Source organism: Frateuria flava (assembly GCF_017837635.1).
In the GTDB taxonomy this organism is placed as follows: Bacteria; Pseudomonadota; Gammaproteobacteria; order Xanthomonadales; family Rhodanobacteraceae; genus Frateuria_A; species Frateuria_A flava.
The window spans coordinates 41,573-54,322 of the sequence record NZ_JAGJRS010000010.1; the positions used below are offsets into that span (position 1 = coordinate 41,573).

Here is a 12,750-nt window from a genome sequence, read left to right on the forward strand (position 1 = left end):
CCGGGCACACAAAACCGCTCGCAAGCTGGACGGGACCCAAGGCCAGAGACGCCCGTCATGTCCAAGCTAGCTACGGCCTTCCGAAGTTTCGCCGAAGCCACCGCACGCTATTCAGGAAAGCCAGCCGCTTTCCTCATCGCCGCCCTGATCGTCGTCATATGGGCCGCCACCGGCCCCTTGTTCGGCTTTGGCGATACCTGGCAGCTGGTGATCAACACCGGCACCACGATCATCACCTTCCTGATGGTGTTCCTGATCCAGAACAGCCAGAACCGCGACAGCGCCGCGGTGCAGATCAAGCTGGATGAACTCATCCGGAGCACGCGGGCGCGTAACAGCCTGCTGGACGTCGACAACCTCGACGAGGATGCGCTCGAACGCATCCGCGAGAACTACCGCAAGCTGGCCCACAACAAGGAGGAAGCGGCCCGGCAGAGCCGTCGTGCCGGCGCGCGTGCGCGGCGCCAAGACGAATCGGAAGAGGCCTGCGAGGAGGTCAAGGAGATCGACCGCGAACTGGCCAAGGCGAGCGCCGACCACGCCGACGCGGGCGATGACGGCGAGGACAAACCGCCGAAGTAGCGTTCAGCTCATCGCCCGCCGCCGGTCGCGCGGCAGGTGGTTGACCAGGAACTCCATCTGGTCGGCCAGGATGTTGCGGTTGGACAGGATCAGGTGTTCCACCCAACTGGGCCGGTAGGGCACGGCCAGCAGCGGCATGTGCGCCTGCTGCGGGGTGCGGTTGGCCTTCTTCAGGTTGCAGGCGAGGCAGGCGCTGACCACGTTCTCCCATTCGTCCTTGCCGCCGTGCGACACCGGTTCGACGTGGTCGCGGGTCAACTCCCCGCGCGAGTACTGGTTGCCGCAATACAGGCACAGGTGGCGATCGCGGGCGAACAGCGCGGTGTTGGTCAGCGCCGGCGCGGGGTCGATCGCGTGGTCGCGGCAGTGGCCGGTACTGGCGATGATCGGGTGAAGGTCCAGCTTGCTGCGTTCGCCGCGGGCGCGGTTGTGCCCGCCGTGGACGGTCAGGCAGGGGTCGCCCAGGGTCCAGGCCACCGCCTCGCGCACGTAGAGGCACACGGCGTCCTGCCAGCTGATCCAGTCGAGGATCCGGCCGGCGGCGTCCAGCGAAAGCACCCGGGTCGCGTTGAGGTCCCGGCGTGGCAGATCCATCAGCATGCGGTTTCCTTCAGCCAGTTCATGAGATGCGGCAGAGGTGGTGCAGCGATGCGCTCGTGTTTCGAGCATAGCCCAATTTTGTCGCCCCGCGCGCGGTAAGCATTTGACGCGCTTGGCAGATCGCCGCCGCGAGGGGCCATTCGCCCGGGCGCGTGGCCGCTGATATAGTCACGGATTCGCGACCCGAGCCGGGTTTGGGAGGGGGAGCCATCGGTGGCGACCCCGGCACGGCGGGGCAGAGGTAAGAAGACGTGGCTGAAGTACTTTTCTACGAGCGCCCGGTGCCGCTCAACCGCACCCAGCACAAGGATCTGCGCCTTAAGAGCATCCCCGGCGTGAAGTTCGCCGCCGCGGCGCATTCGGTGCCGCTGACGGCCGCGGAATTCCCGATGGCCGCGCGCGACGTGCCGATCCTGTTTGCCGGCCAGAGCATGGACGACGCCGGCCCGATGGCGCTGCTGGGCCTGCGCCAGAACGAGAACCTGCTGGTGGACGAGAACGGCCACTGGGCGCAGGGCATCTACGTGCCGGCCTTCGTGCGCCGCTATCCGTTCATCCTGGCCGAGAAGCCGGAAGGCGCCGAGGGCGACGATTTCACCGTGTTCCTGGATGAGTCCTACGAGGGCTTCGGCAGCGAGGAAGGCGAGCGCCTGTTCAAGGAAGACGGCAGCGACAGCGAGATGCTGGCCAACGCCGTCGGCTTCCTGGGCGAGTTCCAGCAGCACGTGGCGCGTACGCATGCGTTCATGGCCCTGCTGCGCAAGCACGACCTGCTCGAGCCGCGCAACATCCGCCTGGAGAAGGACGGCAACGCGATCAACCTCAACGGCCTGTTCGTGGTCAACGAGGAAAAGCTGCGCCAGCTCGACGAGAAGACCTCGCACGAGTTCCTGAAGGAAGGCGTGATGGGCTGGATCTACGCGCACCTGCTGTCGCTGCCCAACATCGACCGCCTGGCCCAGCGCCTGGATCAGCGCGAGCGCGCCAAGGCCTGAAACCGAAAGGCGCCAGGGCAGCCCTCGGGCGGCCTTAGAGAGCGCTAAGCACGTTCTGCAAGGATGGCGCCCATGCGCCATCCTTTTTTTTGCCTGGCCGCCAGCGCCGCGATGGCGATTCAGCTGGTGGGCTGCGCCACCTACCGTGCCGTCCCGGTCGATCCGACCGCCACGCGTGCGCAATGGCAGGCGCGTCGGCTGGACGATCCCGCGCTGGCGGCACGCTTGCGACCGTGGCTGCCCTCGCGTGATCGCGGCCAATGGCCGCCCGAACGCTATGGCCGGGCCGAACTGGTGCTCGCCGCGCTTGCGCTCAACCCGGACGTGGCCGAGGCGCGCGCGCACCTGGCCGAGGCCAGCGCCGCAGTGCAGACGGCGAAGGCGCGCCCCAACCCGACGCTGGGCCTGGCGCTGGAGCGCTATACCCAGGCGCAGGCCGACGGCGCGCCGTGGCTGTGGGGCCTGAGCACCGATTTCCTGCTCGATGGCGGCCTGCGCCGGCGCCTGCGCGTGCAACTGGCCGACCAGGGCGTGCGCGCGGCGCGGCTGGACTACGCCGGCCAGCTTTGGAGCGTGCGCAGTGCCGTGCGCGATGCGTTGGAACAGCGACTGATCGCCCACCGGCAGGCGACCCTGGCCGCCCGCACGATAGCCGCCGCGAGCGCGCTCGAACAGGCCGCCCGCCAGCGCGTGGCGCTGGGCGAGGATGCCCCGCAGATCGCCCTGCAGGCCGTGCAGGCGCTGGCACGGGCGCGCAGCGACCAGGCCGCGGCCGGCCAGCGTGTCGCGGGGGCGCAGGCGCAACTGGCACGTGCGATCGGCCTGCCGGTGGCTGCGCTCCAGGGGGTGGACCTGCGCTGGAACGACTTCGACCGGCCCACCGCGCCGCCGCCCGCGCGACTGGATACGCTGGCCGACCACGCCCTGCTGGCGCGCAGCGACGTGGAACGCGCGCTGGTCGACTACGCCAGCCGCGAGACCGAACTGCACCAGCAGGTGCATGCGCAGTACCCGCAGCTCTCGCTGGGGCCGGGTTACACCTATGACCACGGCATCCGCAAACTGACCTTCAACGCCAGCCTCAGCCTGCCGGTGTTCGACCAGAACCAGGGACCGATCGCCGAGGCGCGCGCGCGGCGCGAGGCGGCCGCGGCGCACGTGCGCACAGTGCAGGCAGACATCGCCAGCGCCATCGACGCGGCGCGCGCTCGGTTGGCTGCGGCGCTGCCGGCGCTGGACGCCGCGCGGGCGGGGGAGCAGGCGGCCGCCCGCGCGCGCGATCAGGCCGAGCATGCGTTCACGCTCGGCGCCATCGACCGCACCGCCTTGCTGGAACAACGCCTTGCCGCACTCGCCGCAGGCCAGTCGACGCTGACCGCGCTCGATGCCGCGTGGCAGGCCGAGGCCGCGCTCGAAGATGCGCTGCGCGCCCCGCTGGATCCGGTCGAGGCCGCGCTCCGGCCCGCCGAGGGAGACCGCCCATGAACCGCCTTGCACCGATCGCCCTGCTGTTGACCCTGTTGGCCGCGAGCGCCACCGCGACCGAACTGGACGCTGCATCCCAGGCCCGGCTCGGCCTGCGCCTGGCGACCCTTGCCCAGGGCGAGATGCCCCCCACGACACGCGCGGTGGCCGATGTGCTCGACCCGGCGCCGCTGGCCAAGGCCATCGACGAACTCGAGGCGGCGCAGGCGGCGGCGCGTGCCTCCCGCGCGGAGCTGGCACGCACGCAGGCCCTGCTCGCCGCGGAGGGCAACGCGTCGCGCAAGGCGCTGGAGGCGGCGCAGGCGCAGGCGGCGGCAGACCAGGCGCGACTGCGCGAGGCGCGCGTGGCGCTGCGCAGCGCCTGGGGCGACGACCTTGCGGACATGGCCCCAGCGCGCCGCGACCGGCTGCTCGACGCGCTGGTGCGCGGCGACCAGGTGCTGCTCCGGGCCGAGCCGCTGGGCCGCCCGGATGCGACCTTGAAGGTGCGTGCCGCCACGCTGCAGATGCCACATGGGGCCGACGCGCCCGCGCAGGTGCTCGGCCGCCTGCCGCGCAGCACCTCCGGCCTGGCCGTCGGCTGGCTGCTGCAGGCCGATGCGGGCCCGCTGGTGCCGGGCATGGTGCTGACCGCGCAACTGCACGGCGAGGGCAGGCCGGTGCGCGGCGTGTTGCTGCCGCGCTCGGCGATCGTGCGCTGGAACGGGCTGGACTGGGCCTACGTCGCCACCGGGGCCACGCGGTTCGAGCGCCGCGCGGTGCACCCGAGCGCGATGACGCCGGCCGGCTGGCTGGTCGGCACGCCGTTCCAGCCAGGCGAGCGCGTGGTGGTACAGGGCGCCGAGGCACTGGTCGCGGTCGATGCCGCGCCCGTGCCCGGCAGCGCCGCCGACGCCTCGGACGACTGACGCCGTGCTCGTCGCGATCGTCCGCAGCGCGTTGCGCGCCGCCGGCTGGGTGGTGCTGCTGGCCGTGCTGCTGCTGGCACTGGGCGTGCAGCGACTGTTCGTCGCGCGCTACGACGTATTTCCCGATTTCGTGCCGGCGCAGGCCACCGTGCAGGTGGAGGCGCCGGGTTTCACCGCGTTGCAGGTCGAGCAGCGCGTCACCCAGCCGATCGAGAATGCGGTCAACGGCACCACCGCGGTGGACACCGTGCGTTCGCAGTCGATCCAGGGCCTGGCGGTGATCGACGTGGTGTTCAAGGACGGCAGCGATCCGTTCCGCGACCGCCAGCTGCTGGCCGAGCGCGTCAGCGAGGCGGCGGCCAACCTGCCCGCCGGCGTGGACGCGCCGTCGCTCAGTCCGATGACTTCCTCGACCATGGACCTGCTCAAGATCGGCTTGGTCAGCGACAAGCTCGATCCGCTGGCCTTGCGCGACCTTGCCGACTGGACCGTCAAGCCGCGCCTGCTGGCCGTGCCCGGCGTGGCCGACGCGATCGTGTTCGGCGGCGGCGTGCGCGAATGGGATGTGCGCGTACACCCCGACCGCCTGGCGGCCTACGGCCTCACGCTGGAGGACGTGCGTGCCGCGGGCGCCGCGGCCAGCGGCGTGCGTGGCGCCGGCTACATCGACACGCCCAGCCAGCGCGTGGTGCTGGAGGCCGACGGGGCCTTGAGCGACCCGGCCCAACTGGGCCGCACCGTGCTGACCCGCCACGCCGGGCGCAACGTCACGCTGGCGGACGTGGCCAGCGTCGGCGTGGCCGCCGCGCCGGCGTTCGGCGACGCGCGCATCGACGCCCGCCCCGGCATCCTGGTCGCGATGACCAGCCAGTACGGCAGCAACACGCTGGAAGTCACCCGTGCGGTGGAAAAGGCGCTCGACGATCTGAAGCCCATGCTCGCCGCCCAGGGCGTGACGCTGGTGCCGGCGCTGCACCGCCCGGCGACTTTCGTCGAGGTCGCGCTGGCCAACATGCGCGACGCGTTGGCCTTCGGCGCCGCGCTGGTGTTGCTGGTGCTGGTGCTGTTCCTGAAGGACTGGCGCACCGCGCTGATCTCCTTCGTCAGCATCCCGCTGTCGCTGGCGTTGGCCGTGCTCGCGCTGCGCTGGTTCGACTGGACCATCAACACGATGACGCTGGGTGGCCTGGCGGTGGCGCTGGGCGTGGTGGTGGACGACGCGATCATCGACGTGGAGAACATCGACCGGCGCCTGCGCACGGCCGTCGAGGGCATGCCGCGCATCGACACCATCCTGGCCGCCTCGCTCGAGGTGCGCCGACCGGTGGTGCTGGCCACCGTGGTGGTCGGGCTGGTGTTCGTGCCGATCCTGCTGCTGCCGGGCCTGCAGGGCAGCTTCTTCGCGCCGCTGGCGGGCGCCTTCCTGCTGGCGACCTTCGCCTCGCTGCTGGTGGCGCTGACGGTGACGCCGGCGTTGTGCCTGTGGCTGCTGCACCCCGGCCGCCGCCATCGCGAACCGCGCTGGCTCAAGCGCATGAAGCTCGCTCAGCACCGCCTGCTCGAGCGCGCGCTGCCGCACGGCCGCGCGCTGCTGGTCGCCGCGCTGGTGGTCGGCGCGCTGGCGGTGGCGGCGCTGCCGTTCTTCGGCGCGGAGCTGCTGCCCGAATTCCGCGAAGGCCACTTCGTACTGCAGATCAGCGGCCCGTCGGGCGCCTCGCTGGCGGAAATGGACCGCATCGGCGAGCGGATCAGCCGCAGCGTGCTGGCGATTCCCGGCGTGGCCAGCGTCTCGCTGCAGATGGGCCGCGCCGAGGCCGTGCAGGACACCTGGCCGCCCAATCGCGGCGAACTGCATGTGGAATTGAAGCCCGGCCTGGCGGCGGATGCCCAGGTGCGCATCGAGAACGCGCTGCGCAGGCTGCTGGACGGCTATCCGGGGCTGGGCTCGGACGTAGTGACCTTCCTGGGCGACCGCATCAGCGAATCGCTCTCGGGCGAAACCGCGCCGGTCACGCTGAGCCTCTACGGAGCCGACCTCGACCGGCTCGATGCGCTGGCCGGCCGGGCGCAGGCGATCGTGCAGGCGCTGCCCGGGGCCGGCAGCGTGCGGCTGGCCGAATCGCCCAGCGTGCCGACCATGCGTATCGCGCCGGATCCGGACCGGCTGTCTGCGCGCGGCCTGCGCATGACCGACGTGCTCGACGCGATTGCCGCCGCGCACCAGGGCGTGATCGTGGGCGAGGTTTACCGGGGCGTGCAGCCGGTGGCGATCCGGCTCACGCTGGACAACGCGACCGCGCGCGATCCGGAGGCGGTGGGCGCGCTGCTGCTGCCGGCGGCCGACGGCCAGAGCGTGCCGCTGTCGGAGGTCGCCGCCGTGGACCTGGTGAAGGGCAGGGCGAGCGTGCAGCACGAGGGCGGCCGGCGCCGGCTGGTGCTGGCGGTGACGCCGTCCCGTCCGGACGTGGTCGGCTTCGTGGCGCAGGCGCGCGCGGCGCTGCACCGGCAACTGCCGCTGCCGGCCGGCTACTACATCGAATTTGGCGGTGCCGCCGGGGGCGCGGTGGCCGCGCAGCACGCGCTGTTGCTGCACAGTGCGCTGGCCGGCGCGGCAATCATCGTGCTGCTGTTGCTGTCCTTCCCCGACCGGCGCAGCGTGGCGCTGATCCTGGCCAACGTGCCCTTTGCGCTGGTCGGCGGCGTGATCGCGGCAGCACTGGCCGGCGGCGTGCTGTCGATCGGCGCGCTGGTCGGGTTCGTCACCCTGTTCGGCATCGCCGCGCGCAACACGATCCTGCTGATCGCCCACTACGAGCACCTGGTCGCCTCCGAAGGCGCGCACTGGAACCGCTACACCGCGCTGCGCGGCGCGCGCGAGCGGCTGACGCCGATCCTGATGACCGCGCTGGTCACCGCGCTGGGCCTGTTGCCGCTGGCGCTCGGCAGCGGTGAACCCGGGCGCGAGGTGGAGGGGCCAATGGCGATCGTGATCCTCGGCGGCCTGCTCAGCTCCACCGTGCTCAACCTGCTTGTGATGCCGGCGCTCGCCGCGCGCTTTCTACGGCCTGTCAGCCGGTCCGATCCTGCGTAGGATGGGGCTGGAGCCCACCCTCGGACATCCATGGTGACCCTACGCCAGCCGGGCATCCGCAAGGCAGGCTGGCGTGCTCCAATAGCACCTCCGCCCATGCCACGGGATCGACCATGCGCTATCACGGCAGCTGCCATTGCGGCCGCATCGCCTTCGACGTCGAAGGCGAGCTCGACCAGCTGATTGACTGCAACTGCTCGCACTGCAGCCGCAAGGGCTACCTGCTGTGGTTCGTGCCGCGCGAGCGGCTGCAACTGGCCACGCCGGACGCCGACATGGCGACCTATACCTTCAACAAGCACGCCATCAAGCACCGCTTCTGCCCCGACTGCGGCTGCGCGCCGCTTGCGCTGGGCACCGCGCCAGACGGCCAGCCGATGGCCGCGATCAACGCACGCTGCCTGGAGGACCTGGACCTGGCCGGGGTCAAGCGCGTGCCGGTGGACGGCCGCAGCTTCTGACGGAAACTCCCCCATGACTCTCGCACTGGCCACCGAGCTGACCATGCTGGCCGCCTCGCTCGGCTTCGGGGCCTACGCCATCGCCCACTGGCGCCGCAGCGGTCGGGCGGTGCTCGATGGCCTCGGTCTGCGCTTCGGTCGCAGTGACGCAGCCGACCTGCTCGCCGGCCTGGTCATCGCGGGTGTCGCGATGGCCGGCATCTTCGTCACTGAGCGTGCAATGGGCGGCATCACGACCGCCACGACATCGGTTCAACCCGGGCTGTTGCCGCGTGCCGCGGTCATGGCGCTACATGCGTTCAAGGAAGAGCTGCTGATGCGCAGCCTTCTGCTGTCGGGTCTGCTGCTGGCGCTGGGCAACCGCCGTGTGCCTGCCGTCGGCCTGAGCGCGCTGGCCTTCGGGCTGATCCACCTGAGCAATCCCGGTGCCTCCGCATTGTCGGTGCTGGGCAATGCGCTCGGTGGGGTGATCTACGGCACGGCGTTCGTGCTGACCGGGCGAATCTGGCTTTCGCTCGGTTTGCACTTCGCCTGGAACTTCGTCCAGGGGCCGCTGCTGGGCCTGCCCGTGAGCGGACTGGCCTCCGGCGGCATGTTCGCGGTGACGCACCAGGGGCCGGACGTGATGACCGGCGGCAGCTACGGGCCGGAAGGCGGCCTCGTCGGGATCGGCTTCCGCTTTGTGGTGATCGGCGGGTTGCTTGGCTGGGTCGCCTTTGGCCGTGCGCGACGGTCAGCGGCTGGCGGGGCGCCGGTTGCCGCCGAGGCAGGCTGATCCCGCGCCGTTGGCCTCGTCAGCGGACCGGCTTGACCATCCGCAGCAGGTCCACGCCGTAGCCGGCCGCCTCGTAGACCGCGCGGGCGCGTTCGTTGCCCGGGAACACCGCCAGCGTGATCAGCGCGCAGCGATGCTCGCGTGCCCAGTTCTCGGCGTGGGTCATCAGCGCCTTGCCCACGCCGCGGCCTTCGTGGGCGGGGGCCACCGCCACGTTGTTGATGTGGCAGTTGGTGCGGCCGGTGAAGAAATCCTGCGTCTTCTGCAGCTCGATGAAGCCGACCACCGTGCCATCGCCGTCCTCGGCGACGAACAGGAAGTCATTGGCGGTGCCGTCTTCCAGGTGCCGCAGCAGATCGCTGCGGATGCCCTCGATGCATTCGTGACGCTTGCGCCAGGGTGGCAGCGGGAAGTCCACGAAACGCGGGACCAGTCCCAGGATGAAATCGTCGTCGTCTTCGGCCAGGCGGATCAGCAAGCTCGTGTCGCTCATGCGGCAGTCGTTCGGTTGGCAACGATGGATGCGGTTCTACCACCGAGCAGGTGTGGCGGGGAAGTCCCACCGCGTGCCCGGTCGGGCTTTGCTAGGGTGGGAAGCCCCTCCGCCCCGAATGGAACATCGATGAACGGACGTCCATCCGCTCCACGCGCCTTCCTGGCCTGCGCAGGGCTGGCCCTTGCGACCGCCGCACCAGCCCAGGAAGCGCCGCAGGCGATCAGTTCCCCCGCGCTGCCGCCCGCACACGGCTATTCACACGTCATCGTCGCGCCCCCGGGGCGAATGGTGTCGATCTCCGGCCAGGTCGCGATGGACCGCGACGGCAAGCTGGTCGGCGAGGGCGACTTCCGCGCCTAGTGCGTGCAGGTGTTCGAGAACCTGCGTTTGCGCTGGAGAGTGCGGGCCCGGATTTCCGGGACGTAATGCGCACCGACATGTACGTTTTCATCTCGACCTGCTGCGCGAGGTGCGGGCGCATTACCTGCCTGCCGACGCAGCGGCCACCAGGACGCTGGTGAAGGTCGATGCACTGTTCCGACCCAAACTGATGATCGAGGTGACCGCCGAGCCGTTCCTGCCGCAAGGACGAAAGCCGCAACGCTGATCCCGGTCGTCGGGGGAGGCAGCGCCGCTGCTAGAATGCGCCGACGCAAACAAGGGACGGATGCGTGGCGAATCTGGCGCTGTTCGACTTCGATGGAACGATCACTACCCGGGAAACCATGGCGGCCTTCATGTACCGCGCCGTGCCTGCACGCCGGCAGGCGTGGGGGAGGCTGCTGCTCGCACCCTGGGTCGCCGGCTACAAGTGCGGTGTGGTCCCGGGTGTGTCGGTGCGCGCCGCCGTGGTGCGCGTCGGCTTTGCGGGCGTCGCGCTCGCCAGCGTGCAGGCCCATGGCGTGGCGTTTGCCGACGAGGCGCTGCCGCCGCTGTTGCGCCCGGAGGTGATGGCACGTATCCGCTGGCACCAGCAGCAGGGCGATACCGTCGCCGTGGTCTCCGGCGGGCTCGATGTCTATCTCGCACCGTGGTGCCGCCTGCATGGCCTGGCGCTGGTCTGTTCCGCGCTGGAACACCGCGACGGTCGCCTGACGGGGCGCTACCAGGGTGCGCAGTGCGTTGGCGGGGAAAAGGCGCGGCGCGTGCGCGCAACGTACGACCTGGCCCACTACGGGCGTATCTACGCCTACGGCGACACGCACGAGGATCTTGCCCTGCTCGATCTCGCGCACCACCGCTTCTACCGCGGCCAGGAACAGTTGGCGCACGCCTGATCGACTGGCCTGCACCTTCGGATCAGCGGCCCATGACCGGCAGGCGGTGAAGCGGGATCAGCGGCTGACGACCGGCAGGGCGATGAAGCTCGCCTTGCCCGGCGCGTGATACACCCGCTGTGTCGCCCTGACGTAGTCCGCCGGCTGCGCCTTGAAGATGTTCGGCACGTAGGTCTGCGGGTTGCGGTCGTACAGCGGGAACCAGCTCGACTGCACCTGCACCATCAGCCGGTGGCCGGGCAGGAACACGTGGTTGGCGTTGGGAAGGCTGAATCGGTAGTCCAGCGGCTGGTTCGCGGCCAGCGGCGCCGGCTTGTCGAAGCCGGTGCGGTAACGGCCGCGGAAGATGTCCATCGCCACCGCCAACTGGTAGCCGCCCATCGCCGGCTGCTCGGCCACCTGGTCGGGGTAGACGTCGATCAGCTTGACCACCCAGTCGCTGTCGGTGCCGCTGGTCGAGGCGACCAGGTGCACTTGCGGCGCACCGGCGATGGTCAGCGCTGCGGTGAGCGGTTCGGAGACGTAGGTCAGCACGTCGGTGCGGCCGGAGGCCTCGCGCTGGTCGTCGACCAGCCACTCCTGCCAGGTCAGGCCGTTGTCGTAGCCGACCGGCTGGATCGGGCGGGCGCGGAACGGCACCGGACGCGCCGGATCGGAGATGTATTCGTCGTAGGCGGCACCCTGGGCCGGGGCGGCAAAGCCGAGCTTGTTGCCCGGCTCCAGGTACAGCGCGCGGCTGGCCGTGGCGCAGCTGCGTTCGCAGGCGAGCGGCCAGTGGTCCAGCTGCTGCCAGCGGTTGGTGCCGGTCTGGAACGCGGTGACCGGGGCGATGTCGGCCTTCGGTGCGCCATCCTTGAGGTACTGCGCCAGGTACGGGCGCAGGATGTGCTCGCGGAAATACTTCGCCGTGTCGCTGCCGAAGCGGATCGCGCCCAGCGCGCTGCCTTCCTCGATCTGTTGTCCGTGGTACCACGGTCCGATCACCAGCCTGACCATGTTGCCGGTGGTGTCCTTCGGTTCGATCGCGCGGTACACGGCCGGGGCCCCGTAGATGTCTTCCTGGTCCCACAGGCCGTGCACCAGCATCACCGGTACCTTCAGCGGCTGCTCCGCGAGCAGCTTGTCGACCGCCTGTTGCGACCAGAACGCGTCGTAGGCCGGGTGCGCCACGATCTTGTTCCAGAAGCCCAGCTGGCCCATGCCATACGCCTCGCCCATCGCGCCGGCCGAGCCGTAGTGCATGAACAGGTCGTACTCGTCGTGGAAGCTGCTCCACCAGCGGATGGAGTTGTCGCGGCTGGCTTCCTGTTCGTAGATGTAGCTCAGGTTCTGCTGGCGGAAGGCGCCGTTGTGGAACCAGTCGTCACCCATCCAACCGTCGACCATCGGGTTCATCGGCACCGACACCTTGAGCGCCGGGTGCGGGTTGATGAGCGCCATCAGCGGCTCGAAGCCGTCGTAGGAAATGCCCAGCGTGCCGACCTTGCCGTTGGACTCGGGAATGTTCTTCACCAGCCAGTCGATGGTGTCGTAAGTATCGGTGGCGTCATCGACCGGGGTGGGATTGAGTGGGCCGTGCACGGGGCGGTTCATGACGAAGTCGCCCTCGGAGCCGTACTTGCCGCGCACGTCCTGCACCACGCGGATGTAGCCGTCCTCGACGATCACGTCGGTGGCGTTGTCGTAGCCCTGCAGCATGGGCCCCAGGTGGCCGCTCATGGTGTGGCTGGTCAGCGCGTTGGCATCGTAGGGCGTGCGCGTGAGCAGGATGCCGGCGTGGTTCGCGCCCTTGGGCACCAGGATCACGGTGTGCAGCTTCACGCCATCGCGCATCGGGATCATCACCTCGCGCCGCTCGTAATCGAAGCTGGCGGTGACGGGGGTGAAGTGCGCCGGTGTTTCGCTCGGGTAGTTGGGGTACTTCGCCTGCGGCGCGTCGGCGGCGGGCAGGGCGGTGCTGGCGGCCAGCAGCAGGGCCAGCAGGGTGGGGCGAATGGCGAGACGTGGCTTCATGGTGACTCCCCGGAGTGACCGGCCTAGCGTAGTCCGATAACAAGCGGCTGCGCGACTGGCCTGCGGC

The 12,750-nt window shown here is 70.2% G+C and carries 13 protein-coding genes; 10 read left to right on the forward strand and 3 right to left on the reverse strand.

Annotated elements, in window-relative coordinates; all coding sequences use genetic code 11:
* Positions 1–57: 57 nt before the first annotated feature.
* On the forward strand, positions 58–582 hold the full coding sequence (locus J7I44_RS04500) for a low affinity iron permease family protein (protein ID WP_209616468.1): 525 nt from the start codon (positions 58–60) through the stop codon (positions 580–582).
* Positions 583–585: 3 nt separating this feature from the next.
* Here J7I44_RS04500 and J7I44_RS04505 read toward each other — a convergent pair whose 3' ends face one another.
* A complete protein-coding gene (locus J7I44_RS04505; protein WP_245187925.1) occupies positions 586–1,182 on the reverse strand; it encodes an HNH endonuclease in 597 nt (198 codons plus the stop codon).
* A 251-nt stretch (positions 1,183–1,433) separates the two neighbouring features.
* Here J7I44_RS04505 and J7I44_RS04510 point away from each other — a divergent pair, with 251 nt between their 5' ends.
* From J7I44_RS04510 to J7I44_RS04535, 6 genes are all read left to right on the forward strand, one after another.
* Positions 1,434–2,177 (forward strand): SapC family protein, encoded by a 744-nt coding sequence (locus J7I44_RS04510; protein WP_209616475.1) that lies wholly within the window; start codon positions 1,434–1,436, stop codon positions 2,175–2,177.
* Positions 2,178–2,249: 72 nt separating this feature from the next.
* The gene (locus J7I44_RS04515; RefSeq protein ID WP_209616479.1) at positions 2,250–3,662 is read left to right on the forward strand and encodes a TolC family protein; all 1,413 of its coding nucleotides are present in this window, start codon (positions 2,250–2,252) and stop codon (positions 3,660–3,662) included.
* A complete protein-coding gene (locus J7I44_RS04520; RefSeq protein ID WP_209616482.1) occupies positions 3,659–4,570 on the forward strand; it encodes an RND family efflux transporter in 912 nt (303 codons plus the stop codon). The genes J7I44_RS04515 and J7I44_RS04520 overlap by 4 nt, the downstream gene beginning before the upstream one ends.
* Positions 4,571–4,574: 4 nt before the next feature.
* Positions 4,575–7,661 (forward strand): efflux RND transporter permease subunit, encoded by a 3,087-nt coding sequence (locus J7I44_RS04525; protein ID WP_209616485.1) that lies wholly within the window; start codon positions 4,575–4,577, stop codon positions 7,659–7,661.
* 113 nt (positions 7,662–7,774) lie between these two features.
* Positions 7,775–8,122, forward strand: coding sequence for a GFA family protein (locus J7I44_RS04530; protein ID WP_209616488.1), 348 nt, complete (start codon positions 7,775–7,777; stop codon positions 8,120–8,122).
* A gap of 13 nt (positions 8,123–8,135) precedes the next feature.
* On the forward strand, positions 8,136–8,897 hold the full coding sequence (locus tag J7I44_RS04535) for a CPBP family intramembrane glutamic endopeptidase (RefSeq protein WP_209616492.1): 762 nt from the start codon (positions 8,136–8,138) through the stop codon (positions 8,895–8,897).
* A gap of 19 nt (positions 8,898–8,916) precedes the next feature.
* Here J7I44_RS04535 and J7I44_RS04540 read toward each other — a convergent pair whose 3' ends face one another.
* Positions 8,917–9,390, reverse strand: coding sequence for a GNAT family N-acetyltransferase (locus J7I44_RS04540; RefSeq protein ID WP_209616495.1), 474 nt, complete (start codon positions 9,388–9,390; stop codon positions 8,917–8,919).
* 129 nt (positions 9,391–9,519) lie between these two features.
* Here J7I44_RS04540 and J7I44_RS04545 point away from each other — a divergent pair, with 129 nt between their 5' ends.
* The 3 genes from J7I44_RS04545 to J7I44_RS04555 all read left to right on the forward strand — a co-directional run bounded on the left by J7I44_RS04545 (position 9,520) and on the right by J7I44_RS04555 (position 10,670).
* The gene (locus tag J7I44_RS04545; protein ID WP_209616498.1) at positions 9,520–9,753 is read left to right on the forward strand and encodes a hypothetical protein; all 234 of its coding nucleotides are present in this window, start codon (positions 9,520–9,522) and stop codon (positions 9,751–9,753) included.
* Positions 9,754–9,862: 109 nt separating this feature from the next.
* On the forward strand, positions 9,863–10,000 hold the full coding sequence (locus J7I44_RS04550) for a hypothetical protein (protein WP_209616501.1): 138 nt from the start codon (positions 9,863–9,865) through the stop codon (positions 9,998–10,000).
* Between the two features lie 64 nt (positions 10,001–10,064).
* Entirely contained in the window at positions 10,065–10,670 is a 606-nt protein-coding gene (locus J7I44_RS04555; protein ID WP_209616504.1) for an HAD family hydrolase, read from the forward strand.
* Between the two features lie 57 nt (positions 10,671–10,727).
* On the opposite strand, the gene J7I44_RS04560 is transcribed toward J7I44_RS04555, so the two are convergent.
* Complete coding sequence (locus J7I44_RS04560; protein WP_209616507.1) at positions 10,728–12,683, reverse strand: CocE/NonD family hydrolase; 1,956 nt, start codon at positions 12,681–12,683, stop codon at positions 10,728–10,730.
* Positions 12,684–12,750 lie beyond the last annotated feature (67 nt).

Bases quoted from the DNA above. Each gene is read 5' to 3' on its own strand.
- J7I44_RS04520 (WP_209616482.1), top strand. From the start codon at position 3,659: ATGAACCGCCTTGCACCGATCGCCCTGCTGTTGACCCTGTTGGCCGCG.
- J7I44_RS04515 (WP_209616479.1), top strand. From the start codon at position 2,250: ATGCGCCATCCTTTTTTTTGCCTGGCCGCCAGCGCCGCGATGGCGATT.
- J7I44_RS04500 (WP_209616468.1), top strand. From the start codon at position 58: ATGTCCAAGCTAGCTACGGCCTTCCGAAGTTTCGCCGAAGCCACCGCA.
- J7I44_RS04535 (WP_209616492.1), top strand. From the start codon at position 8,136: ATGACTCTCGCACTGGCCACCGAGCTGACCATGCTGGCCGCCTCGCTC.
- J7I44_RS04530 (WP_209616488.1), top strand. From the start codon at position 7,775: ATGCGCTATCACGGCAGCTGCCATTGCGGCCGCATCGCCTTCGACGTC.
- J7I44_RS04545 (WP_209616498.1), top strand. From the start codon at position 9,520: ATGAACGGACGTCCATCCGCTCCACGCGCCTTCCTGGCCTGCGCAGGG.
- J7I44_RS04560 (WP_209616507.1), bottom strand. From the start codon at position 12,683: ATGAAGCCACGTCTCGCCATTCGCCCCACCCTGCTGGCCCTGCTGCTG.
- J7I44_RS04540 (WP_209616495.1), bottom strand. From the start codon at position 9,390: ATGAGCGACACGAGCTTGCTGATCCGCCTGGCCGAAGACGACGACGAT.
- J7I44_RS04505 (WP_245187925.1), bottom strand. From the start codon at position 1,182: ATGCTGATGGATCTGCCACGCCGGGACCTCAACGCGACCCGGGTGCTT.